22 protein-coding genes and 1 riboswitch are annotated in these 24,735 nt (G+C 46.1%); of the genes, 20 read left to right on the top strand and 2 right to left on the bottom strand.

Going from position 1 to position 24,735, the window contains the following annotated elements; all coding sequences use genetic code 11:
* The first annotated feature begins 49 nt into the window (after positions 1–49).
* The 8 genes from HPY31_RS24285 (at position 50) to HPY31_RS24250 (ending at position 9,566) form a co-directional block, all read left to right on the top strand.
* Positions 50–1,036, top strand: a complete 987-nt coding sequence (locus HPY31_RS24285; protein ID WP_172142779.1) for an LCP family protein — start codon at positions 50–52, stop codon at positions 1,034–1,036.
* Positions 1,037–1,106: 70 nt separating this feature from the next.
* Positions 1,107–2,558: a spore germination protein gene (locus HPY31_RS24280; RefSeq protein WP_172142778.1), complete on the top strand. Its 1,452-nt coding sequence runs from the start codon at positions 1,107–1,109 to the stop codon at positions 2,556–2,558.
* Positions 2,559–2,569: 11 nt separating this feature from the next.
* Positions 2,570–3,694 carry a GerAB/ArcD/ProY family transporter gene (locus HPY31_RS24275; protein ID WP_172142777.1) on the top strand — a complete coding sequence of 375 codons (1,125 nt, stop codon included), beginning with the start codon at positions 2,570–2,572 and terminating at the stop codon, positions 3,692–3,694.
* Positions 3,694–4,827 carry a Ger(x)C family spore germination protein gene (locus HPY31_RS24270; protein ID WP_172142776.1) on the top strand — a complete coding sequence of 378 codons (1,134 nt, stop codon included), beginning with the start codon at positions 3,694–3,696 and terminating at the stop codon, positions 4,825–4,827. Before HPY31_RS24275 ends, HPY31_RS24270 begins: the two co-directional genes overlap by 1 nt.
* A gap of 107 nt (positions 4,828–4,934) precedes the next feature.
* Positions 4,935–5,050, top strand: a riboswitch (SAM riboswitch).
* A 100-nt stretch (positions 5,051–5,150) separates the two neighbouring features.
* Positions 5,151–6,164: a methionine ABC transporter ATP-binding protein gene (locus HPY31_RS24265; RefSeq protein WP_142498489.1), complete on the top strand. Its 1,014-nt coding sequence runs from the start codon at positions 5,151–5,153 to the stop codon at positions 6,162–6,164.
* Positions 6,165–6,830, top strand: coding sequence for a methionine ABC transporter permease (locus HPY31_RS24260; RefSeq protein ID WP_012684209.1), 666 nt, complete (start codon positions 6,165–6,167; stop codon positions 6,828–6,830).
* Between the two features lie 60 nt (positions 6,831–6,890).
* Entirely contained in the window at positions 6,891–7,730 is an 840-nt protein-coding gene (locus HPY31_RS24255; RefSeq protein WP_016740815.1) for a MetQ/NlpA family ABC transporter substrate-binding protein, read from the top strand.
* Between the two features lie 189 nt (positions 7,731–7,919).
* Positions 7,920–9,566, top strand: coding sequence for a peptide ABC transporter substrate-binding protein (locus HPY31_RS24250; RefSeq protein WP_172142775.1), 1,647 nt, complete (start codon positions 7,920–7,922; stop codon positions 9,564–9,566).
* 56 nt (positions 9,567–9,622) lie between these two features.
* On the opposite strand, the gene HPY31_RS24245 is transcribed toward HPY31_RS24250, so the two are convergent.
* Positions 9,623–10,072, bottom strand: coding sequence for an SRPBCC family protein (locus tag HPY31_RS24245; RefSeq protein WP_172142774.1), 450 nt, complete (start codon positions 10,070–10,072; stop codon positions 9,623–9,625).
* 115 nt (positions 10,073–10,187) lie between these two features.
* Here HPY31_RS24245 and HPY31_RS24240 point away from each other — a divergent pair, with 115 nt between their 5' ends.
* From HPY31_RS24240 to HPY31_RS24205, 8 genes are all read left to right on the top strand, one after another.
* A complete protein-coding gene (locus HPY31_RS24240; protein WP_172142773.1) occupies positions 10,188–10,991 on the top strand; it encodes an AraC family transcriptional regulator in 804 nt (267 codons plus the stop codon).
* A 241-nt stretch (positions 10,992–11,232) separates the two neighbouring features.
* Positions 11,233–12,858, top strand: a complete 1,626-nt coding sequence (locus HPY31_RS24235) for a peptide ABC transporter substrate-binding protein (protein ID WP_172142772.1) — start codon at positions 11,233–11,235, stop codon at positions 12,856–12,858.
* Between the two features lie 423 nt (positions 12,859–13,281).
* Positions 13,282–14,931, top strand: a complete 1,650-nt coding sequence (locus tag HPY31_RS24230) for a peptide ABC transporter substrate-binding protein (protein WP_172142771.1) — start codon at positions 13,282–13,284, stop codon at positions 14,929–14,931.
* Between the two features lie 134 nt (positions 14,932–15,065).
* Positions 15,066–16,661, top strand: coding sequence for a peptide ABC transporter substrate-binding protein (locus tag HPY31_RS24225; RefSeq protein ID WP_172142864.1), 1,596 nt, complete (start codon positions 15,066–15,068; stop codon positions 16,659–16,661).
* 128 nt (positions 16,662–16,789) lie between these two features.
* Positions 16,790–17,047, top strand: coding sequence for a hypothetical protein (locus tag HPY31_RS24220; protein ID WP_007721136.1), 258 nt, complete (start codon positions 16,790–16,792; stop codon positions 17,045–17,047).
* Between the two features lie 40 nt (positions 17,048–17,087).
* On the top strand, positions 17,088–17,564 hold the full coding sequence (locus HPY31_RS24215; RefSeq protein WP_050763813.1) for a hypothetical protein: 477 nt from the start codon (positions 17,088–17,090) through the stop codon (positions 17,562–17,564).
* 172 nt (positions 17,565–17,736) lie between these two features.
* Positions 17,737–19,392 carry an N-acetylmuramoyl-L-alanine amidase family protein gene (locus HPY31_RS24210; RefSeq protein ID WP_172142770.1) on the top strand — a complete coding sequence of 552 codons (1,656 nt, stop codon included), beginning with the start codon at positions 17,737–17,739 and terminating at the stop codon, positions 19,390–19,392.
* A gap of 14 nt (positions 19,393–19,406) precedes the next feature.
* Entirely contained in the window at positions 19,407–19,955 is a 549-nt protein-coding gene (locus tag HPY31_RS24205; protein ID WP_012684219.1) for a GerMN domain-containing protein, read from the top strand.
* A 570-nt stretch (positions 19,956–20,525) separates the two neighbouring features.
* Here HPY31_RS24205 and HPY31_RS24200 read toward each other — a convergent pair.
* Complete coding sequence (locus tag HPY31_RS24200) at positions 20,526–20,729, bottom strand: DUF378 domain-containing protein (protein WP_172142769.1); 204 nt, start codon at positions 20,727–20,729, stop codon at positions 20,526–20,528.
* A 185-nt stretch (positions 20,730–20,914) separates the two neighbouring features.
* Here HPY31_RS24200 and HPY31_RS24195 point away from each other — a divergent pair, with 185 nt between their 5' ends.
* The 4 genes from HPY31_RS24195 to pstB all read left to right on the top strand — a co-directional run bounded on the left by HPY31_RS24195 (position 20,915) and on the right by pstB (position 24,571).
* Positions 20,915–21,850 carry a phosphate ABC transporter substrate-binding protein gene (locus HPY31_RS24195; protein WP_172142768.1) on the top strand — a complete coding sequence of 312 codons (936 nt, stop codon included), beginning with the start codon at positions 20,915–20,917 and terminating at the stop codon, positions 21,848–21,850.
* 89 nt (positions 21,851–21,939) lie between these two features.
* Positions 21,940–22,887 carry a phosphate ABC transporter permease subunit PstC gene (pstC, locus tag HPY31_RS24190; protein ID WP_016740802.1) on the top strand — a complete coding sequence of 316 codons (948 nt, stop codon included), beginning with the start codon at positions 21,940–21,942 and terminating at the stop codon, positions 22,885–22,887.
* Positions 22,888–23,778 carry a phosphate ABC transporter permease PstA gene (gene pstA, locus HPY31_RS24185; RefSeq protein ID WP_012684223.1) on the top strand — a complete coding sequence of 297 codons (891 nt, stop codon included), beginning with the start codon at positions 22,888–22,890 and terminating at the stop codon, positions 23,776–23,778. It abuts the gene before it with no gap.
* A gap of 19 nt (positions 23,779–23,797) precedes the next feature.
* Positions 23,798–24,571, top strand: coding sequence for a phosphate ABC transporter ATP-binding protein PstB (gene pstB / locus HPY31_RS24180; RefSeq protein WP_016740801.1), 774 nt, complete (start codon positions 23,798–23,800; stop codon positions 24,569–24,571).
* Positions 24,572–24,735: the final 164 nt, after the last annotated feature.

The raw sequence follows: 24,735 nt of genomic DNA, 5'->3' as shown, positions 1-24,735 counted from the left end.
AGTGGAGAGATGACATCAACTGAGGATAGAGAGAATAAAGGTGGACTTTATGAAAATATGGAAACGAGTGTTGCTTCTTTTGCTTGTCGTGATAGCTACGACAGCTGGATATTACGGATACTCTTTTTATCAATTTGCTCAAAATATTCAAGAGCCCAATATTGCACCGCCTAGTGGTGGGAATTCCACCAAAGCCGCGGAAATACCAGAGTGGGATGGCAAGGAACGTGTCAATATTCTGCTGATGGGAGTAGACCGCAGAGGGATGAAAAATAACGGGCTGCCTCGTTCTGACTCCATGATGCTGGTCAGCATCGATCCTACGGGGAAACGTTATGACATGTTTTCAATCCTGCGTGATACGTATGTAGATATTCCCGGTAGAGGTAGCTCGCGGATCAACTCTGCGATTGTAGAAGGTGGACCTGAGCTGGCAATGGAAACGGTTAGTCAGTTCACTGGACTTCCAGTAGATCGTTACGTCATTACTGACTTTGAAGGCTTCAAGGCCTTGATTGATGCAGTAGGTGGAGTCCAAATCGATGTAGAAAAAAACATGTATTATCATGACCCGACAGACAAAGGTGTCTACGATATTAATCTGAAAAAAGGTCTGCAAAAGCTGGATGGAGACAAAGCTTTGCAATATGTTCGTTTCCGCCACGATGCGACCTCCGATTATACACGGACGGAGCGTCAGCGGAAATTAATGACGGCAGTCGTGGATCAGATGAAAAACGGTACGACGCTGATGCAGCTTCCTACCATTTTGAAGGAAGTAACACCGTATGTTCAAACCAATATTAGCTCGGTGGACATGCTGAAGCTGTCTGCACTCGGATTAAAATTGAATACGTTAGAACCAGGTAACTATCAATTGCCACCAATGGGTATGTTCCGTGAGTCCCACCGAGCAGGCTCAGTTCTGGTTCCGGATGTCGATCAGGTTCAGTCGTTCATCCAAGAAAAAATCGCACCTCCTACAGAAGCAACAGATCAACCCGTGGGAGAAAAGAAAAGCAGCACGCAAAACTAAGCGTGCTGTTTTTTTTGTATTTTTAGGAAAGACTAACCATGATTTTCTAAGTGCTGAGGTGACAGTGTCGATGGATCGGGAGAGTGCACGTAATTGGTTTACACATACAAGCGACTTGGTCACTGAACATATCGATGAACCTGAAGGCCGCGTGCGACTGTTCTATTTATCGACCATGGCAGATGCCAAGGTTGTTTACAGCGAGCTCATCCCGAAGCTGCGCGAGATTTGTTTGGAAGAAAGCGAAATTGCAGTGATTGCTCAGCATCTAGGAGTGTCTAGCAGCAACCGAGTCTTCGATGACGGGGAAGCCATTGAGCGTTTACTCAGCGGCCACATTGTGATTCAAGTAGAGGAATCGTCCTATGGCTTGGCGTTCCCCAGTGATGGCACAGTTGGCAGAAACATTCAAGCGCCGGAAATCGAAACAGTTGTACTCGGGCCACAGATCGCCTTTGTAGAAGAGCTGAATGTGAACATCTGCATCATTCGCAAATATATGTCTACCCCAAGACTGTTCCATGAACGATTGAGTGTGGGGAAAACCATACCGATGAATGTGTCGATGCTGTATTTGAGTGGGACGGCCGATGAGGAAAATGTGAATACGGTACGTCAACGGATCAATGATCTGGAATTAGATACCAGTCTCGATTCCACCATACTGGCTCAGCATATCGCGGACAATGAGAAATCATTATTTCCTACTCTTCAGCAAACAGAGCGTCCAGACCGTGCTATACATGGTTTGCGACAAGGGCAGATTGCCATACTCGTGGAGGGGAGCCCGTTTGCTCTGCTCGGGCCTACCACCCTGTTGCAATTTTTTCAGTCGCCAGATGACTATTACTTGCGTTGGAGTCTTGCTACCTTCAACAGGCTCATGCGCATTTTTGCCATGATTTTGTCCCTAATCCTCACGCCGATCTATGTGGCAGCCCTGACCTATCATTACGAGATGGTTCCAGCTGACCTTTTGCTTTCGCTCGCGCAATCACGCTCTCGGGTACCGTTCCCGCCGTTGTGGGAGGCCCTCTTGATGGAGCTGATCATTGAACTTTTGCGGGAAGCGGGAGCGAGACTGCCGACCAAGGTCGGTCAGACGATTGGGATTGTGGGCGGTATTGTTATCGGACAAGCTATCGTTCAGGCCGGATTCACAAGCAATATCTTGATTATTATCGTTGCCCTGGGGGCTTTGTCATCCTTTATCGCGCCTAGCTATATGATCGGTTCTACGATCCGGGTGGTTCGTTTTCCGATGATATTTCTGGCAGGTGCGCTGGGTGCATTAGGGATTGTAGTCGGATTTAGTTATTTAGCCAGTCACTTGCTTCGCCAGACCAGTCTGGGGCGTCCTTATATGTACCCGATTTATCCCGTGCGATTTTCAGATTGGAAGGATGGCTTTATACGCGCTCCCTTATCCTCCCTTTCGGAACGTCTCAAGTTTTTTAACCCAAAACGAATATCGCGCTTTGACAGGGGTAGAGCCAAAGAGAAGAAAGACATTGACGAGTAAGCGAGGCGGCTATGAAAATCAACATCGATGTAAGTAAGGGCAATACGATAACGGCGTTTCTCACAGGGGTTCTTGTGCATAGCACGCAGATAGGGATGGGCATTTTGGGCTTCCAACGAATCATTGCCAAGGAGGCGGGGCATGATGCTTGGATATCTGTCATACTCGCAGCCTTACTTACTCATCTTACAGTGATGACCATTTACAAGACCTTGCAAAAATACCCCTCAGCCGATATTTACGGAATTCAGGAAGATGTGTTTGGAAAGTGGCTGGGAACAGGCATAAGTATCATTTATTTGACCTATTTTTTTGTGTCGGCTGGAGTCATTTTACGTACCTACATTGAAGTTGTCCAAACCTGGATGTTCCCGAATTTACCAACGTGGGTTCTGTCAGGAATCATCCTGTTTCTAGCGTTTTACACAGTCGTAGGGGGGATAAGAGTCATAGCAGGCTTTGCGTTTTTTTCCTTTATGGTCACGATATGGATGATATTTGAGTTATATTTCCCCTTGAAATTTGCCAGGTGGGAGTATTTATTTCCTGTCATGGATACCAGCCTGGAGAACCTTTTCAATGGAATGATTGCCATGTCTTTGACCAGTGCCGGCTTTGAGATCCTCTACGTTGCCTATCCATATGTACAAAATAAAGAGAAGGTACACAAAAGTGTACAGTTGGGGGTGCTGGTGACGTATCTGATCTATTTGCTTGTCATGATTGTGGCGCTGGTCTTTTTTAGTCAGGGTCAGCTCATGAGAACGATCTGGGCGACACTCAATATGCAAAAGATGGTGTACCTCCCTATTCTGGAAAGGTTTGAACTGGTTGTCATTTCGTTATGGCTTCTCGTGATCTTGCCGAATATTATGCTGTATTTGTGGGCTTCTGCCCGAGGTCTCAAGCGCTTGTTCGGATTTAATCTACGTCATTCATTGTATTGGATTATACCCGTGATCTATGTAGCCTCCTTGTTGTTGCTTTCCAGACAGCAGATGAGTCGGATGACGACTATTTACTCGCATATAACTCTGTACATTATTTACGTGTACCCCTATTTTTTGTACCTGATGGTCTGGCTGAAGCAACGAAAGCAAAGGGTGAAACCAACCAGCAAAGGAGAGAGTGCCTGATGCTGCCCAAGCGTCTTTTGGCGTTGTGGTGTTCATGTGTCCTTGTCCTGGCAGGCTGTTCAGATCGGCAAATTTTTGATGAGACAGGACTTGCCACGGCTGTCGGCTATGATCTGTTAAAGGATGGGGACGTTCGGGGGACAGCAATCATGCCTTCCATTAATCCAGAGGCGAAAGAAAAGATACAGGTTTTTTCGGCCACCGGTGAAACCAGCAAGGGAATTCGGGATCGGATAAATTTACAATCAGATAAAAGAGTATTGGGTGGGCAAATTCGTGTCGCACTCTACAATGAAAAATTGGCAAAGCGTGGACTTGGTAGTATCGTTGACACGTTGTATCGGGATTCCTCTATTTCCAGCAGAGTTTATCTTTGCTTATTTGAAGGCGAAACATATGATATGTTAACGCATCGCTATTCGGAAGAAGGGAATATCGGAATCTATTTATACCGTATGATTGAGCAAAATATTGAGGGGGAAAAAATTCCGTCTTCCACTATGCATGAGTTTTTTCGGTCTTATTATGACAAAGGAATCGACCCGATCATGCCGTTCATTACAAAAAAAGGAAATGAGCTGCAAATCAAGGGGATCGCATTGTTTCAAGGGGATCGTTATGTAGGGTGGATCACACCTAAGGAAGCCTTTTTAATCAAGCTCATGCATGGAAAATTCAGGATTGGCAGCTACGATACTTCTGTCCCTGCTCATATTTTTGGCGAGGTACCCAAGAATCGCGGAAGTAAAAAAGACCGTGTGCAGCTTGTCTTTGATACGATTTCCAGCCATTCAAAAATCGAGCTGACCCAAGTATCTCCCCTGATCTTTGATATTCACATCCGATTAAATGCGCGGATTTTGGAATTAACCCTCCCGCTGAAGCTAGAGAATGCCAGGTTGATGAAAATCATGGAACATGCACTGGAAGAAGAGCTCGGAAAAGAACTGCAGAAAGTAGTCCACAAATTGCAGGACCTCAATGTCGATCCCGCTGGTTTCGGGATCGTGTATCGCTCAAATAGAAGGGGCAAGGCAAATATGACGCAGGCTGAATGGAGAAAGATGTTCAAAGACGCGACATTTCGCTTTCACATAAAGTCAACCATCATCCGCAACGGCGTCATGGATTAAAAAAACTTTTCCTGCTATTACTATTGACGTGATATTTTCAAAAAGGATATAATCCGTTTTGTATCATCAAGAAATAGAAAAAACGAACATAATATACGTAGATATCTTTCTTATCAAGAGAGGCGGAGGGACAGGCCCTATGAAGCCCGGCAGCCGGTTCATTTTCGAATGAACGTCGCGGTGCCAATTCCTACAGGATTTTTGGATCTTGTACAGATGAGAAGGGTGGATGCGAACGTATACATTGCGTTGCAGCCCCTTTTTCGTTTGTGAAAAAGGGGTTTTTATATTTTTATCAAGATTATGGTCGGGAGGTGGATGCGTTGATCCAACTGCGTCATTTGCATAAAAGCTATCAAGTACAGGGTAAAACCATCCCAGCGTTAACGGGGATCGACCTTTCCATAGAGCAAGGCGAAATATACGGGATTATCGGACACTCTGGTGCAGGGAAAAGTACGTTGATCCGGTGCATCAATTTGCTAGAGCGCCCAACTTCGGGGGAAGTTATTGTGGACGGCGTCGATTTGACGAAGCTGGATGAAGGGAAGCTGCAAGAAAAGCGCCGCTCAATCGGCATGATTTTTCAGCATTTCAACTTGCTGTCTTCTTCAACGGTCGGCGAAAATGTTGCTTTTCCGCTCAAGCTGGCAAAGCGTTCGAAGGCAGAGATTGATAAGAAAGTAAACGAGCTGCTGAAGCTGGTTGGCTTGGAGGCACATAAGGACAAATATCCGTCTCAGCTGTCTGGCGGACAGAAGCAGCGTGTCGGGATTGCCCGTGCGCTCGCGAATGATCCAAAAGTGCTGCTCTGCGACGAAGCGACATCAGCTCTCGATCCGCAAACGACGAACTCCATTCTGGCACTGCTCTTGGACATCAACCGCAAGCTGGGCTTGACCATTGTGTTGATTACCCACGAGATGCACGTCATTCGCTCCATTTGTGATCGTGTCGGCGTGATTGATGGAGGAAAAATCGTCGAGTCAGGTAACGTACTGGATGTATTCCTTCGTCCAAAGCATCCGACGACACAAGAATTCGTGGAGCAAGTAGCCGATTCTACAGAGCTGCGCGAAGCGGTCGAGCACGAAAAGGCTTCGGGGAACCGCACGATTGCTCGTGTCACCTTCCTCGGAGAAAAAACGTACCAGCCGATCCTTTTCCAAACGATGCAAGAGACTGGTACGGTGTTCAGTATTTTGCAGGGAACGATTTCTCGCATGAAAGATACGCCGTATGGTCAGTTAGTGATCGAGCTGGAAGGCGATGTCGCACAGAATCAAAAGACCATCGAGACGCTGCGCCAACGTGGCTTGGAAGTAGAGGTGATATAAATGGACTGGACATTCGAAAATGTGGATTGGGCTGAAATCGGCGAAGGTACGATGGACACGCTCACGATGCTTGGCTTCTCCACTCTGTTTACCGTCCTGATTGGTTTGCCGTTGGGCATCATTCTGTTTTTGACTTCTCGCGGACAGCTTTTGCAAAACCGCACTTTTTATACGATTGCATCATTCGTTGTCAACGTATTGCGCTCGGTACCATTTATCATTCTGATGATCTTGCTGATTCCAGTAACGAAAATGATCGTAGGGACTTCACTCGGGGTACTGGGTGCCATTCCGCCGCTCGTATTTGGTGCCGCTCCGTTTTTTGCACGTTTGGTGGAAACCTCCCTGCGTGAGATTGATAAGGGCGTGATTGAGGCTGCACAATCTATGGGTGCTTCCAATTGGCAGATTGTCTGGAATGTCCTTTTACCAGAGTCTAGATCCGGTCTGATCGCGGGTATTACGATCACGACGGTAACGCTGGTCTCCTACACGGCAATGTCCGGGGTAATTGGCGGTGGTGGTTTGGGTGACTTGGCGATCCGATACGGTTATCAGCGTTTCCAAACCGATGTTATGGTTGTGACTGTTGTTATTTTGCTGGTGATGGTACAGATCTTACAATCGCTGGGGGACCGTCTGGTTCTGAAATTCAGCCGTAAATAGGATCTTTCCATATAGATTGACAAAAAATAAAACGAAATACATGCAAGGGGGAAATCATTCATGAAAAAGCTAGTCGTATCTGTACTTTCTACTGTGTTGGCATTTTCTTTGGCAGCTTGCGGAGGCAAAACCGAAACAGCACCTGCTCCAGCTGAAGGCGGCGCACAAGGCGGAAAACAGGAAGTAACATTGAAGGTAGGCGCTTCTCCCGTTCCACATGCAGCAATCTTGAAGTTCATTCAACCAAAACTGAAAGAACAAGGCGTGAACTTGGAAGTTCAAGAGTTCACTGATTACGTACAACCTAACGTTCAAGTGAACGAGAAACAACTCGACGCAAACTTCTTCCAGCACAAGCCTTACCTGGAAGACTTCAATAAAGGACAAAACATGAACCTGGTGCCAGTAGTGGCTGTACACATCGAGCCATTCGGCGCTTACAGCAAAAAAATAAAATCTGTAGATGAATTAGCTGATGGCGCAACAATCGCGCTGCCAAACGACGCGACAAACAGCGGTCGTGCACTCGCACTCTTGGAGAAAAACGGTTTGATCAAGCTGAAAGAAGGCGCTGGCATCAGCGGTACAGTGAAAGATGTTGTTGAGAACAAGAAAAACCTGAAATTAAAAGAAGTAGAAGCAGCAATGCTGCCGCGTGTTCTGGAAGAAGTAGATTTGGCGCTGATCAACACGAACTACGCGCTGCAAGCAAAGCTTGTTCCAACCAAAGACGCTCTGTTTATTGAGGATAAAGATACGCCATACGCAAACTTCTTGGTAGCTCGTCCTGACAACAAGGATTCCGAAGCTATGCAAAAGCTGGCAAAAGAACTGAACTCACCTGAAGTGAAAAAGTTCATTGAAGATGAATACAAAGGTGCGATTATTCCAGCGTTCTAATGTAAGAAATTATTGATCGATCAACAAAAACCCAACTGGCCGAAAAGCTGGTTGGGTTTTACTTTTGTTTATAATATAGTGAATTTTCATAAAATTAAATTAAATCTATACTAACCCCGTTTTCAACCCAATTCCGGTCGCGTATATTGTGTTTGAAACAGAAAAATACAGATAAGGGGGAATTTTCTGATGAAACGAAATCTCAAGTTGTTTCTTGGTGCGATGCTGGTCGCTGGAAGCGTGTTAGCTGGATGCTCCACGAGTACGCCATCGACGACAACCCCTCCAGTAGAGGGAAATGCAGCACCCGCTGAAAATCCTGCAAATGCAAAGTCGCAGGTATTTCGGGCGAACATTGTGAGTGAGCCATCGACAGCGGACCCTGGTCTTGCGAAGGATGCCACTTCGGGAGCGATCATTCGTGCTACTTTTGATGGCTTGACGCGCTTCGATTCAAACGCAAAGCCAGTGAATTCAGTAGCATCTGATGTGAAGCTCTCAGATGACAAACTGGTGTATACGTTCACGCTCCGCGACTCCAAGTGGAGCAATGGAGACCCGGTAACTGCCCATGACTTCGTGTATGCATGGAAGCGTGCACTCGGCAAGACCTTTGGTGCCGAGTATGCTTATCAGCTGTACTACATTAAAAATGCGAAGCCGATTCACGAAGGCAAGGTGAACCCTGACGAACTCGGTGCGAGGGCAATCGATGACAAAACACTGGAAGTCACGCTTGAGAATCCAACGCCTTACTTCCTGGAGCTGACGGCTTTCTACACGTACTACCCGGTTAACCAAAAAGTAGTGGAGGCTAATCCAAAATGGGCAAACGAAGCGGCCACGCACGTAAGCAACGGTCCATTTAAGATGACAGCGTGGGAGCACAAGAGCAAAATCGTGCTTGAAAAGAATGAGAACTACTGGGATAAAGACGTAGTAAAGCTCGATCGCATTGAGTTTGCGATGATCGAGGATGATAATACAGCACTGTCCATGTTCGAGAATGGTGAGCTGGATTGGGCAGGCCAGCCACTCGGTGGACTTCCCACAGATGCGATTCCGTCACTAAAAGACGGGGGAAAACTCGTTGTTCATCCAAAAGCGACGATGTACTGGTACAAGATGAATACCACAAAAGGGCCGCTCAGCAATGTGAAAATTCGTAAAGCATTGGCATACTCGGTAGATCGTCAAACCATCGTAGATAACATCACACAAGTCGGACAGGTGCCGACGATGGGGATGTTGCCGCAGTCCATGATTATCAAAAAAGACGGATACTTCAAGGATAATGATGTAGAAACAGCGAAAAAGCTGCTGGAAGAGGGCATGAGAGAGCTCAACGTGACAACGCTGCCTCCGATCACCTTGTCTTACAATCCAAGCGACAGACATAAGAAAATTGCCGAAGCGATTCAGGACCAATGGAAACAAAAGCTAGGCATTGATATAAAGATCATGGTAAAGGAGGCTGCCGTTCATTTGCAGGATATGCATGAACTCAATTACGAGATAGGCCGTATCGGTTGGAATGCAGACTTTAATGATCCGATGAATTACCTGGAAATGTTCCGAGATGGCAAAACAGGCAACAACGACACGGGCTGGGAAGATCCGCGCTATCAAGAGCTGCTGAAACAGTCATCGGTAGAAACTGATCCAGAGAAACGCAAGCAGCTGTTTGCAGAGGCTGAGCAAATCTTTATGGATGCCATGCCGTTGATTCCTCTGTTCACGGATGTGGATGTGTGGGTGCAAAGTGACAAGGTAAAAGGCGTTCAAGTAGATGGGCTCGGATTTATCGACCTCAAGTGGGCAGAAATGACGGAGTAACGAATAGAAAAAAATCCCGAGGCCAACGAAATTGCTGGTCTCGGGGTTCTTTTGTATTAGAAGCCAAAATCAAGTGTCTTGCCTGTCTCCGCATACGTCTTGATCGAAGAGAGCATCATCGGCCAATTGTTGCTGGCACTTGCGTGGGAGGGATGGTTTTCTGTCCATTGATCCTGAATCAGCGTCAGCTTGGTGCAGCCGCCAACCGGTTCTAAGGTAATGGTGACGCGAGTCTGCAATTCCGCATGATTCTCGTAATAGGCAGGACCAGGATGTTCAGTGTAACTGAAAATGTGATGAGGTTCGAACTGCAAAATTTCCCCGTAAACATGCACCGTGTCGTCACCAGCTTTTCCCGGACCAACGTAAGCCATCTCATCGCCTACTTGAAAAGTTGAGCGAATCGTACAGCCAAAGAAAGTACTCTTTACGCCTTCATCGGAAGTAAGGGCATGCCAGACCTGCTCTGGCGTAGCACCAATGTAGAAATCGAAGCGAAGATCCATCGTTTTACCCCCTCATTTTATCATTTGGGAATTGTAATCAAGTCTCCCAACTACTACTCTTACTATAAGAAGAAATAGGTAGCGTGTATTGTAAAAACACGACAGGAGGCGCATCTTGGAAAATCAGACTGCTAAGCTCCCAAAGGGTGTACTGCATGCCATGATTGGACAGAAGAAATTTTCACTAGCCAGATACGAGCCAGCAGCTGAAATCAGCTACTTCGTGCAGCATTACTGGGTCGTCCGCTGGGATTTGCGTACGGAACCACCTTACTTGCAAACTGTACTGGCTCATCCCAATGTGAATTTGGTGTTTGAAAAAGGAGCAACTGGTATTTTTGGTGTAGCCCGCACGACTTCCTCGCATCTTTTAAAGGGACAAGGTCAGGTGTTCGGAGTAAAATTCAGGCCCGGAGGTTTTTATCCGTTTCTGAATGCCCCGATATCAAAGCTGAGCGGCACTTCTACCAGTCTGGAAGCCGTGTTTGGGGTTGCTACTGACCAGCTTGAGAAAGAAGTGCTAGGCCTGCCAGATGATGAGCAAATGATGAAAAGGGTGGAAGCATTTCTATTCGAACATTTGCCGAAGCCTGACCCGAATGTTGCACGTATCAGTGAAATCGTCGGAATGATCCAGGCAGATCGATCCGTACTCAGGGTAGAGGATGCCGTACAGTTGACCGGTATGAGCATGAGGACCATGCAGCGCTTGTTTGACCGCTATGTAGGGGTTAGCCCGAAGTCGGTCATCCAACGATACAGATTGCATGAAGCAGCGGAGCAGATTGACCAAGGAACGGTCCAAGATTGGCTGGATCTGTCTACCTCTCTAGGCTACTACGATCACTCTCACTTCATTCGAGATTTTCGAGCAATTGTCGGTGTAGCGCCGAACGAGTATCGACGAGCCCAAATTTAATCATAGTGAACCCCTTCGCCTTCTGGCTGGAGGGGTTGTTTCTTGCTGTATAAATTTTTATGTACGAGGCATACTTCATCATGATGAAACTACCAATTTTATTTCCTTTAATAGAATTTGATGTTTGAATAAAACATAATTAATTTTACTTAAAATGTCTTCAATATTACTAAAAATGCAGTATATTTGTGGAGTAGCTTTCAAGGAATCTTTACCGATAGAAAAAGAGGGGGTCAACACCATGAAAAAAAGCGTTTTTGCAGCAATGAGTTCTATCCTGGTTCTTAGTGCGGCGCTGGCTGGTTGTGGCGGCGGTGGTGAGAAAGCAGGCGAGCAAGGCAGTGCTTCTAAGGAGCAAACAAGCGGTCCTAAAGAATTGAGAATGAACATGATGTCCGAGCCACCAACTGCTGACCCTGCATTGGCTGAGGATTCTACTTCCAGTGCGGTTCTGCGTGCAACATTTGATGGTCTCACTCGTATTGGCGAAGATGGCAAACCACATCCATCTGTAGCAGAAAAAATTGACGTATCCGAAGATGGCCTTACTTATACATTCACCCTGCGTGACAGCAAATGGAGCAATGGTGAGCCAGTTACTGCAAAGGATTTTGAATACGCTTGGAAGCGAGCGCTCAATCCGAAGACAGCAGCTAACTACTCCTACCAATTGTATTACCTGAAAAATGCAGAAGAATACAACAAGGGTAAAGCAAAAGCTGATGATGTTGGCGTAAAAGCAAAAGACGATAAAACACTCGTCGTGACTTTGAAGAACCCAACACCATTCTTCTTGGAGCTGACTGCGTTCTATACGTACTACCCAGTTAACCAAAAAGTAGTAGAAGGCAGCGATAAATGGGCAGGCGAAGCAAAAACTCACGTGGGTAACGGTCCATTCAAAATGGAAACATGGGAACATAAGAGCAAATTGGTTCTCGTGAAGAGCGATACCTACTGGGATAAAGACGCTGTAAAACTCGACAAGCTCAACTTCTCCATGGTTGAAGATGCAAATACAGAGCTGTCCATGTTCGACAATGACGATTTGGATTGGTCCGGAGCGCCTCTGAGCTCACTTCCTACCGATGCGATTCCTGCATTGAAAGAATCCGGTCAAATGCAAACACGCCCGATCGCGGGTACGTACTTGTACAAATTCAATACGGAAGTTCCGCCGTTCAACAACGCGAAAATCCGTAAGGCGTTTGCTTATGCTATCGATCGTAAATCGATCATCGACAACATCACGCAAGCAAACCAAGAGCCAGCTATGGGTCTGATCCCGCCAACAATGGCAGTGGCAACAAGCCCTTACTTCAAAGACGGCGATGTAGAAGCAGCGAAAAAGATGCTGGAAGAAGGTATGAAAGAAGAAGGCATTACCAAAATGCCTACGCTGACTCTTTCCTTCAACACGTCTGAAGGTCACAAGAAAATTGCTGAAGCTATCCAAGACCAATGGAAAAAAGCTCTCGGCGTAGACATTAAGCTGGAGAACAAGGAATGGAAAGTATTCTTGGAAGATGTGAACCAAGGTAAATTCCAAATCGCACGTTCCAGCTGGACTGGTGACTACAACGATCCATACACGTTCTTGGACCTGTTCAAGGACAAAGATGGTGGCAACAACGACACGAAATGGGAAAATCCGAAGTACAAAGAGCTGCTGAACCAATCTGCTCTGGAAAAGGACCCAGAAAAACGCAAACAAATCCTGGCACAAGCAGAAGCTATTTTCATGGACGAAATGCCAGCAGCTCCAATCTACTACTACACACATTCTTATGTGAAAAAAGACAAAGTAAAAGGTGTAGTACTCGACGGTCTCGGTTTCGCAGACTGGAAATGGGCAGACATTCAATAAGAAAAAGCGCATAGCTTGTTGTAATAAAAGAAGGGTGCTACGGCACTCTTCTTTTTTTTGTAAACCATTTTAAGAGAGAACAATGGAGCAGAGGATGAAAGGTGAGATTAGAAATTATAAAATTATAAATTGAATTACTATTGTCATTTTACTGATAGTGGATAAAATTGGGTGAACAGAAAAATATATAAATAAATGAGCGGTGAATCTTCAACTCTGAAAAAGCTTGATTTTATGCGGTTTTTCTTAGAAATATCGAAAGAGGGATGTTCTGGAAATTTTATTTACCGATCAATATGTTTTATAATTCATTAATTCTCTTTATAAATAAATAAAAATTTATTAAATCATTCTAAAACATATTTAAAAAATATATAAAACCATGTATATTGATAAAAGATTTAGAAAAGGGGGATTACTTGTATGAAAAAGAATGTTTTCGTGGCAATGAGTTCTATCCTCGTTCTTGGCGCGGCACTCGCAGGATGCGGTGGCGGAAACCAGGCGGCACCGGCAGATAGCAACGCTTCCGGAGCAAAGACAGAAAATTCTGCACCAGCTGGCTCTAAAGTACTGAAACTGAACCTGCACTCCGAGCCACCAACAGCTGACCCAGGTATCGCGGAAGATACAACTTCCAGCACCATCATCACCGCTACCTTCGAAGGTCTGACTCGCGTTGGTAAAGACGGTAAATACAATCCGGCAGCAGCAGAGAGCTACACTGTTTCTGAAGACGGTAAAAAATATACATTCAAAATTCGTGATAACAAATGGAGCAATGGCGATCCAGTATCCGCAAAAGATTTCGAATATGCTTGGAAACGCGCTCTTAATCCAAAAACAGCTTCCAACTATGCATACCAACTGTACTATGTGAAGGGCGCAGAAGCCTACAACAAGGGCAAAGGTAAAGTAGAAGACGTTGGCGTAAAAGCAATTGACGATAAAACACTCGAAGTAGAATTGGCGAACCCAACTCCATTCTTCCTGGAGCTGGTTGCATTCAAAACATACTTCCCAGTTAATCCAAAAGTAGTGGATAGCAACGAGAAATGGGCTACCGATGCGAAAACAGTTGTTGGTAACGGTCCATTCAAAATGGATTCTTGGGAGCACAAGAGCAAGCTCGTCGTTTCCAAAAACGATAACTATTGGGATAAAGACAACGTAAAATTGGACAAAATCGAATTCTCCATGGTAGAAGATGAGAATACAGAGCTGTCCATGTTTGAAAACGGTGAACTGCACTGGGCGGGATCTCCAACCTCTGCACTACCAACTGACGCGATTCCGGCTTTGAAAGATTCCGGCAAAATGACAACACAGCCAATCGCGGGTACTTACTTCTACCGTTTCAACACAGAAAAACCACCGTTTAACAATGCAAAAATCCGTAAAGCTTTTACGTACGCAATCGATCGTCAAAGCCTGATCGACAACATCCTGCAAGCTGGTCAATTGCCTGCAACAGGCTATGTACCACCAAGCATGGCGCTGACCAAAGACGGCTTCTACAAGGATAACGACATCGAAGCAGCGAAGAAAATGCTCGAGGAAGGTATGAAAGAAGAGGGCCTCACCAAATTCCCGGCACTTACTCTTTCCTTCAACACTTCCGAAGGTCACAAAAAGATTGCTGAGGCAATCCAAGACCAATGGAAGAAAAACCTCGGCGTAGACGTGAAGCTCGAGAACAAAGAGTGGAAAGTATACCTGGATGATGTACACCAAGGTAAATACCAAGTGGCTCGTGCAGGCTGGTTGGGTGACTTCAACGATCCAATCAACTTCTTGGAAATGTTCAAGGAAAAAGACGGCGGAAACAACGATACTCGTTGGGAAAATCCGAAGTACAAAGAACTCCTGAACCAATCCGCTCTGGAGCAAGACCCAGAAAAACGTAAAGCAATCCTGGCTCAGGCTGAACAAATCCTGATGGATGAAATGCCGATCATGCCAATCTACTACTATACGCAATCTTGGGTTAAGGACGACAGAGTACAAGATGTTATCATCGATGGTCTGGGTGCTGTAGACTACAAATACGCAGATTTCGTAGAAAAGAAATAATAGCTGTGCATGTAAAAGAAGAGAGGTGCAATACTCGCCTCTCTTCTTTTTTTATCTATTTAATACCCAAATATTACCTTTTTATTGTATACTATTTTTGGAAGATTCTATCAGAGTTTATTGGAGGGTATATGATGAAGAAGAGTGTTTTTATGGTATTGAGTTCGGCCCTCGTTTTGGGCGGAATGATGACAGGGTACGAAGGCGCTGTCCAAGCGGCTGAGCCGAAGGTATTAAGGATGAATCTGCAATCGGAGCCGCCTACAGCAGACCCAGGAATTGCGGAGGATACTACCTCTGGTACGATCATCACGGCTATATTCGAAGGTCTGACACGTCTCGGAAAAGACGGAGAGGTGCACCCGGCGGCGGCAGAGAGCTATACCGTTTCTAAGGATGGGAAGACTTATACATTCAAGATTCGTGAAGCAAAATGGAGCAACGGCGACCCAGTAACGGCATATGACTTCGAATATGCTTGGAAGCGCGTGCTCGATCCAAAGACAGCTTCCAACTACGCCTACCAGTTGTATTTTGTGACAGGTGCAGAAGACTTCAACAAAGGGATCGGTAAAGCGGGAGACGTTGGCGTAAAGGCGATTGACGATAAGACGCTGGAAGTGGAACTGACAAACCCGACACCATTTTTCCCGGAGCTGGTAGCTTTCAATACATTCTACCCGGTCAACAAGAAGGTAGTCGAAGGCAACAGAAAATGGGCTGACGAGGCAAAGACGGTTGTTGGCAATGGGCCATTCAAAATGGAAACATGGGAACACAAGAGCAAGCTGACTGTTGTAAAAAACGAGAAGTATTGGGATAAAGCCAATGTAAAATTGGATAAGATCGAATTCTCCATGATAGAGGATGAGAATACGGAATTGGCCATGTTTGATAACGACGAAATCGATTGGGCGGGTGCTCCAATGTCCGGGCTGCCACTCGACGCACTTCCGGTTTTGAGGGAAGCTGGCATCTTGAAGACACAGCCAATCGCCGGTGCCTACTTTTATCGTTTTAATACAGAGCAAGCACCGTTCACCAACGCAAAAATTCGTAAGGCGTTCGCCTATGCAATTAATCGTGAAAGTATCACCGCCGATGTCCTGCAAGCGGGTCAAGTACCGGCAACGGGCTATGTACCACCGAGTATGGCATTGAACAAAGACGGTTACTTCAAAGACAATGATCTTGAAGTGGCAAAGAAATTACTGGTAGAAGGTATGAAAGAAGAGGGTATCTCCAAACTCCCTCCAATTACACTCAGCTACAACACATCCGAAGGTCATAAAAAGATCGCAAAAGAAATACAGGCTCAATGGAAGAAAAACCTCGGCGTAGATATCAAGCTCAAAAATTCAGAGTGGAAAGTATACTTAGATGACGTACACCAAGGTAATTATCAAATCGCTCGTGGAGGCTGGCTGGGTGACTTCAATGATCCCATCAACTTCTTGGAAATGTTCCAGGAAAAAGACAGCGGAAACAACGATACACGTTGGGAAAATCCAAAGTACAAGGAGCTCCTGAACCAATCCGCTCTGGAGCAAGACCCAGAGAAGCGCAAAGCAATTCTCTTGGAGGCTGAGCAAATCCTGATGGATGAAATGCCAATCATGCCAATCTACTTCTACGTGAACTCTTGGGTGCAAAACGAAAATCTGAAGGATGTCGTAATCGATGGTCTGGGTGCTATTGATTTCAAATATGCGGATCTTACCAAAAAATAAAAATGCAGGAGAAGAGGGCTATTTTCGTGCCCTCTTCTTTTTTTCTGTCTCATGGACAAATGACCAATCCATTACGTCCTTGGCTACATAGAGTAAAAAGGAACTAACTGCAATTAGGGGGGATACTGATGGATATTGGGTCTTTGCTCAACATTGTGAAATCCATTCCTAAGGAAAAGCTGAGGACAGATGCGGGAATTAAGGAAGTCATTCGTGAAATGGCCAGAAAGTCAGGGAAAAAATTGACCGAGCAAGAGGTTAACAGTTATGCTGCACAGTTTCGTCAGATGCAGAAAACAGAAAATGTCGGAAGTTTGTTGAATAAGCTTTCGAAAAAAGGTGTCACTGCAAAGGATTTGGAAAATATAAAAAAACGTTTTAGATAAGGGGGATAGTGAGGAGGGAGGTGGGATTATCGTTGAGAAAATGAAAGCGAAAAAGAAGCAGGCTGTCCCCAAGAACCCTTTGCTAGAATCGATCAACAAACTTGCGGATGCGCAGCATGCAAACAATGCCCAAATGATGAAAGAAATGAGTCAGGTGCGACAGGAGCTACAGGATATGAAAAATACACTGGGGCGTCTCAAACAGGCACCTCCAAAAGGTACAGGAGAACGGCGAAGTCTGCTGTTTGGAGGACGACGGAATACCGCCCAAGTGGAAGCTGTACCCCCACCACAAAAGCCTGCCATTTCTATCGAAGATTTACTGCCGCTTTTACCGCATCTAGGCGACGCTATTCCCCAATTGAAAAACCCCAAGGTAGCCGATTCCATTAAGGTACTGTCGAATCCAGCTGTGATATCGCTGATCCAGCAATTTCTTGCTAACGGGGGCTTGAATATGATAAAAAAACCGGTTCAACAAGTAAGTAGGCAAGAGAGAAGGGGATTTTTTCGGTAACAAATGCTCAGTTACAAAGACTGTCTCGCGGGGCTTGCGGAGGCGGTCTTTTCATTTTGGTACCAAAAGACTATAAACTTTACAGATCATCTAGCGTCTAATAGAATGGTGAACGTTGCACATTGGCTGACGCCACATAACGAAGAATACAGACATCACGGAGGAGGTCAGGATGAAGAGACGATTTTACCCTCTGCTTTTTGCGTTGCTGGTCCTGCTGCTAATCCCCGGTTGGGCGGTTGCAGCAAGCAGTGCTTCAGAGGAAGCTGTCAATCTCGTGATTGGTGGACAAGCAGTAAATGCTGAAGTGCCGCCAGTCATCAAGAATGGGCGTACGTTGGTACCCGTTCGTGTCATCGCCGAAGGGCTAGGTGCAAATGTGGATTGGAATGAGGCTACTCGAACAGCTGTCATTACCAAAGGCACACAGCAGCTCTCCCTTACGCTTGACTCCCGTACAGCAGTGTTGAACGGCAAACAAGTGAAGCTCGATACGCCGCCTGTTATTACACAAAAGCGTATGCTGCTGCCACTGCGTTTTGTCGGGGAGTCACTTGGTGTTACAGTCGGGTGGGACAACAGCAAGCGTACTGTCATTGCGAACGAAACACCGCAGGTCAAGCTGAATGGCAAGGTACCAACCCAGCCGATCAAGTTGTATCAAGTGGAAGACACGATGTACGCGTCCGCACAGACCGTAGCTGAGCAAGTGGGACAAAAAGGCTTTACGTGGAAAAGACCTGAGCGCGGGATGACGATTGATGATCAGTTGGTCCTCCCTTTACGTCAATTGGAGGACGAGCTTGGAGGGTCATTTACGTGGGACAAGAAAAATAATCAGGTTGAGATTGATCGCCTCAATATTTTGAAAGGTGTATCTGAGAACGGCGACCGTGTTCGTATTGAAACGACCATACCTGTCATTCCGCAGTCCTTTGTGATGACAGGACCACACCGGATCGTCTTGGATCTCCCACAAACCGCATTGGATGATGATTTAATCGATGATCTAAAACGTCAAGACGAAAAAAATGATAGCGTAGGCGAATCCGAGGAAACAGCCTCCGCTGCTGATGAAGACCAAGGCACAGATTCAGATTCTGACGGACTGAATCAGGTTGAACAAGCAAAAGAAGAACCTCTCATCACTAACCTGCGTTACAGCCAATACAGTGCATCTCCTGACACGGTTCGCGTCGTTATTGAGCTGAACCAAAAGAGCACGTATGAGCTGGCTTACACGAAAGATGGTATCGAAGTAAAATTGGCGCCAAAACCGAAGAAAACAGGCTACCTGATCGTCGTTGATGCCGGTCATGGAGGAAAAGACCCTGGTACGAAGGGCTCCGCTGGCAACAATGAAAAAGATTACAACTTGGCTGTCTCCAATAAGATTGTGGCTTTGCTGAAGCAATACCCAGAGTTTCAAGTCGTTCCTGTCCGCACAACAGATGTGTTTTATGAACTGTCAGAGCGTGTCGCAGTTGCTAATGAGTTAGATGCCGACTTGTTCTTGTCTATTCACGCCAACGCATTCGAGAAACCGACGGCTGCAGGAACAGAAACTTTCTATTATAATGAAAACAGTAAAGACTTTGCCCAATTGGTACATAAATATTTGCGTGGGGCAACGCAGTTCCCGGATCGTGGCTTCAAGAAGAGCGGCTTTTATGTGATCAAAAACACGAAAATGCCTGCTGTATTGACCGAAACCGGCTTCCTCTCCAATCCACAGGAGAACGCGCAGCTGACGAATCCGGCATTCCAAGATAAAATCGCGAAAGCCATTGTTGCGGCTATTCGTGAATACTACGAGTCTTATCAGTAAGGGGGCTTTACACGATGAAAAAAAGTCGAGTGATCTGGATGGCAGCGTTAGTGATGCTGCTTTTGGCCGGATGTGGGCAAAACGCGACAGAAACACCACAGCCAACCACACCAGTAGAACAGCCATCTGGTTCAAACACTGATCCATCGACAACAGAGCCGACTCTGAAAAAGCAAATGGTCACCGTTTACTATTCGGATAATAATGTGATGGAGCTGCAAAAAGAAGAGCAAGAGATCACGTTTGCAGAAGATATCGAGAAGTACAAAAAGACACTTGCCCTGCTGGAGACGCCTGTAAAGCCAGACGTGCACGTTCCACTGTGGAGAGACTTTAAGTACCATTCCATTACAATCGATAAAGGCACCCTGACGATTGATGCAGATAGCAAAAATAAGTTCAACATGGGTTCGAGTGGCGAGACAATGGCTTTGGATGCGTTGAAGAATACTTTCTTTCAATTCTCGGAAGTAAAGGAGATTGTCTTCTTGGAGGATGGCAAGAAAGTAGAAACGCTGATGGGGCACGTAGATCTCTCCGAGCCACTGAAACGAGATAATTAATCATCACCAATAAAGCGGCACACCCTGTTCATCAGGATGTGCTGCTTTTTTTTATAATTACGTGGCTGTCGTGGAGAGAAGAATATTTCCAGTCTAGGCTCCAGGCTCCGTCCTGCTGGGGGCTTTGACTGTCCGCTCCGAAGCGATTAGCGGGGAAACGCAAAAGTGGTAGCCGCTTCGTAGCTCTAGCACGTTGCGTTTCTTTTGCCCGCTAATCGCTTCTCCGCTCGGTAGGACTCCACAAGTCGCTACGTCTGGAAATATTCTTCTCTGTCGTGACTGATTACATTCTTCATTCTTTTAAGGCTTTAAAAACCTTGAATGGCACGGAAAGCTCGTAGAGGAAACAGGAGAAATAAGCGAAGATCTTTGGTACACCGACCGAGGCGGAATGAAAAAAGAGAAACAAGCTTTTAGCGTCCACCTCTGAGACACCTCTTGAATGGACCACTTTGGACGCGGGTTTCGCTTTTTTCATGGAGACGGGCAGTGAATCTCTCAGCGGGTGGGACAAGAAGCTGAGCGTTTTCTCCTGTTTCCTCCTCGCCTCAACAGCCGGTCATCGTTTTTTCATGTTGTTCGAGTTTCTTCCCGCTCCGTGAATAGAAACTTGATGGCATATACCCCAAACAAGCCTACCAACGTATACACGATTCGACTTACGATAGATTCCGCTCCACCAAACAAGCTCGCGACTAAATCGAATTGAAATAACCCGATTAACCCCCAGTTCAGGGCTCCGATGATCACAAAAAGCAAGGCCAGACGTTCCACATGGACACCCCCACCAAAAGAATAGGGACATTATTCCCATGTTTGCGCCGTTTTACAACAGGAATCCCGGGATCTTTAAGAAAGCTTTACATTCACAACATAATACGACAACATTCCCGCTGTATAGTTTGTACTTGTAAGAGAGAAAAAAACAAACCGAACCTTTTAAGGAGGATTTTCATCCAATGAAAAAACTCAGCAAAATGTTTATTGCGCTGACATGTGTAGGGGCATTACTCGCGGGGTGCGGAAGCGGCAACACTGCGCAGACACAGACACCAGCACCGGCGCAAAAACCAGCCCAGGAGCAAAGCAACTCTGGTTCGACAACAAAAACTTCCGGTGAACCTGTCACAGCAGTGGGTTCTACCGCTTTACAACCTCTGGTCGAGCAAGCGGCCAAAGACTTTATGGCAAAAAATGCAGGCGCACAAATCCAAGTACAAGGCGGAGGAAGCGGCACAGGCTTGAGCCAAGTAGCAAGTGGTGCAGCAACGATTGGTAACTCCGATATTTTTGCAGAAGAGAAAAAAGGCATTCCAGCAAACGAACTGGTAGACCACAAAGTATCGGTTGTCGGAATGGCAGCAGCGGTAAGCCCACAAGTAAAAGTGGACAACTTGTCCAAGCAACAATTGATCGACATCTTCACTGGAAAAATCACGAACTGGAAAGAAGTTGGCGGCGATGATATGAAGATCACGCTGGTTAACCGTCCGAAATCTTCCGGAACTCGCGCGACATTCAGCAAATTCGCTTTGGATGGCAAAGAAGAAGCAGAAGGTATCACAGAGGATTCCTCCGGTACTGTTCGCAAAATCATTGCAGAAACACCAGGTGCAATTGGTTACTTGGCACTGTCCTACTTCAATGACACTGTAAAAGCTCTGAAATTGGATGGCGTGGAAGCAAACGCAGAAAACATTACAACGAACAAATATCCAGTATGGGCGTACGAGCATATGTACACCAAAGGTGAAGCAACTGGCGATGCAAAAGCATTCCTCGACTTCATCCTGACTGACGAAGTACAAAAGAAAACTGTTACAGAATTGGGCTTCTTGCCAATCACAGACATGAAAGTGGAACGTGATGCAGAAGGCAAAGTAACTCAAAAATAAGCGTTATCGTCAACAGCAAAATAGAGGGGTAGGGGGGCCTTCCCCTCATTTTGCTTGCGTACAGTCGTTTTCTTTCCAGGAGGGAGAACATGAGCCATCGTACTGAAGGGATAAATACAGAGCGTAAATCGATGATTGCGCAAAAAATGCTGACAACGAACAAGCGTCAAAAAACAGAGAATATTACCGGCAAAACCATCGCGATGATTTGTGCGGGTTTGCTCGTTATTGTAGTTTTATCGATCACCTATTTTATTGCTTCAAAAGGGCTGTCGACGTTCTTTGTCGATGGAGTAAGCTTCAAAGAATTTTTAACCCATGTTAAATGGGACCCAGAAGGCGAGCCATCCTCGTATGGTGTGTTGCCCTTTATCCTCGGTTCGTTTTTCGTAACGGCACTGGCTGCTTTGATTGCCGCGCCACTCGGAATCGGCGCCGCTATTTTTATGACAGAGATCTTTCCTGGCTTCGGGAAAAAAGTATTGAAGCCGGTTATCGAGCTGTTGGTTGGTATTCCATCGGTCGTTTACGGTTATGTTGGACTAACTTTACTTGTTCCCTTTATTCGCGAACAATTTGATGTGCTTGGCTTCAGCTTATTGGCAGGGGGACTTGTTCTTGCCCTGATGATTTTGCCAACCATTACGAGTGTGGCAGCAGATGCTATTGAGGCAGTTCCGCAAGATTTGCGCAATGCTTCGCTCGCACTGGGTGCTACTCGCTGGCAAACGATTTGGAATGTCGTGTTGCATTCCGCACTTCCTGGCTGTTTGACGGCCATTGTTTTGGGAATGTCTCGCGCTTTTGGAGAAGCTTTGGCTGTGCAGATGGTTATCGGTAACACAACGAAGCTGCCAAGCGGTTTGTTCGAACCAATCAGTACGCTTACTAGCGGTATTACATTGAACATGGGGAACACGATTCAAGGAACTCCGTATAACAATGCTCTCTGGTCAATGGCTTTGCTGCTCTTGGCGATGTCTTTCATCTTTATCGTGATTTTGCGCCTGTTGGGCAGAAAGAGGTTGGCAAAATAGATGAAAGCGAGACTGATGGACCGCGCTGCTACTGTTGTTTTGACACTGATTGCCGTACTGATTATCGGTACCTTGGTGGGATTATTGGGCTTCATTCTCTCACAAGGCTGGCATAAGCTGAATCTCGACTTTTTAACCTCTCCGCCGGATATTGTCAATGCGGGTGGCGGGATTGGACCACAGCTTTTCAACTCGTTGTACTTGCTGGTCCTGACTATGCTGATCGCGTTGCCGCTCGGGATCGGAGCAGGCATTTATATGGCTGAATATGCGCCGGATAACAAGATTACACAGTTTATCCGCATGAGTATAGAAGTTTTGTCTTCCCTTCCGTCTATCGTAGTTGGTTTGTTTGGATTGCTCGTGTTCGTAAATATGACAGGCTGGGGCTATACCCTGTTTGGTGGAGCACTTGCGCTGACGGTATTTAACCTGCCGCTCTTGGTTCGTGTAACAGAGGATGCACTGCGCAACGTACCACGCAGTCAAAAGGAAGCGAGTCTCGCGCTTGGTATTACCAAATGGCGTACCATCGTGTCTGTCATCCTTCCAGCAGCACTCCCAGGTATCCTTACGGGGGCCATTCTGGCTTCTGGCCGTGTATTTGGGGAAGCGGCTGCCTTGCTGTTTACAGCAGGGATGTCTTCACCGAATCTGGATTTCACCGACTTCTCGATGAACAGTACAACATCACCTCTGAATCCGTTCCGTCCTGCCGAGACCCTGGCCGTTCATATTTGGAAGGTAAACAGCGAGGGACTGACACCGGATGCACGTGATGTCGCAGATGGCGCGGCTGCTGTTCTGATTATTGCCGTCTTGCTCTTTAACCTTTCCGCTCGTTGGTTCGGGAATTGGGTTTACAAAAAGATGACGTCAGGATCAAACTAAGAAGAGGTAGGTGGCAGCCATGTCCGTACTGACCATGCAAGAAACGATCATTCATACGAATAACGTGAATGTATACTACGGAGAGAAGCACGCCGTAAAAAATATATCAATGGATATTGAAAAAAACTCCGTGACGGCCTTTATCGGCCCATCTGGATGCGGAAAATCGACGCTTCTGCGGAGCTTGAACCGGATGAATGATCTGGTTCCTTCTTGTCGGGTAGAGGGTTCCATTATTGTTGATGGTATCGACATTAACAGCTCGCAAGTAAACATCGAGAGCCTACGCCAAGTGGTAGGAATGGTGTTCCAACGAGCGAATCCATTTTTTAAATCAATCTATGAAAACATCGCTTTTGCACCGCGTTTCCACGGGATGACCAATAAACGTGATTTGGACGAATTGGTTGAGTCGAGCCTGCAAAAAGCAGCGCTTTGGGATGAGGTAAAGGATCGCCTTCGCGACTCAGCGCTCTCTCTTTCTGGTGGACAGCAGCAGAGGCTTTGTATCGCGCGTGCAATTGCGATGCAGCCAACCATTTTGCTGTTGGACGAACCGGCTTCCGCACTCGATCCGATCTCTACTATGAAAATCGAAGAGCTGGTCATGCAGCTAAAAGATGAATATACGATCGTGATCGTTACTCATAACCTCCATCAGGCAGCGCGAATTTCTGAGAAAACCGCCTTCTTCCTGATGGGTGAGCTGATCGAGATGGATGAGACAGGAAAAATTTTTACATCACCTGAAAGCGAAAAAACCGAAGATTATATTAGTGGACGTTTTGGATAAGTGAGAATAGAAAAGAACACGAAGCCCTCCCAAGCAAATCAGCTTGCAGGAGGGCTTCGTGTTCTTTGGGTTTCAAATTTTCCGTAGATATCGTGAATAAAAACCATATGACAATGCCGTAGTCTTCGCTGGAAGCTTCATAGTCTACAACAGCTCTTACACCA

It is taken from the genome of Brevibacillus sp. HB1.3, from assembly GCF_013186635.1.
In the GTDB taxonomy this organism is placed as follows: domain Bacteria; phylum Bacillota; class Bacilli; order Brevibacillales; family Brevibacillaceae; genus Brevibacillus; species Brevibacillus brevis_D.
The sequence above is the reverse complement of the archived record's forward strand: the minus strand, read 5'-3'. Positions and strand labels throughout refer to the sequence as shown.

Coding starts and splice junctions, on each gene's coding strand:
- HPY31_RS24255 (WP_016740815.1), top strand. CDS start 6,891: ATGAAAAAGCTAGTCGTATCTGTACTTTCTACTGTGTTGGCATTTTCT.
- HPY31_RS24225 (WP_172142864.1), top strand. CDS start 15,066: ATGAAGAAGAGTGTTTTTATGGTATTGAGTTCGGCCCTCGTTTTGGGC.
- HPY31_RS24260 (WP_012684209.1), top strand. CDS start 6,165: ATGGACTGGACATTCGAAAATGTGGATTGGGCTGAAATCGGCGAAGGT.
- HPY31_RS24210 (WP_172142770.1), top strand. CDS start 17,737: ATGAAGAGACGATTTTACCCTCTGCTTTTTGCGTTGCTGGTCCTGCTG.
- pstA (WP_012684223.1), top strand. CDS start 22,888: ATGAAAGCGAGACTGATGGACCGCGCTGCTACTGTTGTTTTGACACTG.
- HPY31_RS24285 (WP_172142779.1), top strand. CDS start 50: ATGAAAATATGGAAACGAGTGTTGCTTCTTTTGCTTGTCGTGATAGCT.
- pstC (WP_016740802.1), top strand. CDS start 21,940: ATGAGCCATCGTACTGAAGGGATAAATACAGAGCGTAAATCGATGATT.
- HPY31_RS24250 (WP_172142775.1), top strand. CDS start 7,920: ATGAAACGAAATCTCAAGTTGTTTCTTGGTGCGATGCTGGTCGCTGGA.
- HPY31_RS24215 (WP_050763813.1), top strand. CDS start 17,088: ATGAAAGCGAAAAAGAAGCAGGCTGTCCCCAAGAACCCTTTGCTAGAA.
- HPY31_RS24230 (WP_172142771.1), top strand. CDS start 13,282: ATGAAAAAGAATGTTTTCGTGGCAATGAGTTCTATCCTCGTTCTTGGC.
- pstB (WP_016740801.1), top strand. CDS start 23,798: ATGTCCGTACTGACCATGCAAGAAACGATCATTCATACGAATAACGTG.
- HPY31_RS24245 (WP_172142774.1), bottom strand. CDS start 10,072: ATGGATCTTCGCTTCGATTTCTACATTGGTGCTACGCCAGAGCAGGTC.
- HPY31_RS24195 (WP_172142768.1), top strand. CDS start 20,915: ATGAAAAAACTCAGCAAAATGTTTATTGCGCTGACATGTGTAGGGGCA.
- HPY31_RS24270 (WP_172142776.1), top strand. CDS start 3,694: ATGCTGCCCAAGCGTCTTTTGGCGTTGTGGTGTTCATGTGTCCTTGTC.
- HPY31_RS24220 (WP_007721136.1), top strand. CDS start 16,790: ATGGATATTGGGTCTTTGCTCAACATTGTGAAATCCATTCCTAAGGAA.
- HPY31_RS24275 (WP_172142777.1), top strand. CDS start 2,570: ATGAAAATCAACATCGATGTAAGTAAGGGCAATACGATAACGGCGTTT.
- HPY31_RS24280 (WP_172142778.1), top strand. CDS start 1,107: ATGGATCGGGAGAGTGCACGTAATTGGTTTACACATACAAGCGACTTG.
- HPY31_RS24205 (WP_012684219.1), top strand. CDS start 19,407: ATGAAAAAAAGTCGAGTGATCTGGATGGCAGCGTTAGTGATGCTGCTT.
- HPY31_RS24235 (WP_172142772.1), top strand. CDS start 11,233: ATGAAAAAAAGCGTTTTTGCAGCAATGAGTTCTATCCTGGTTCTTAGT.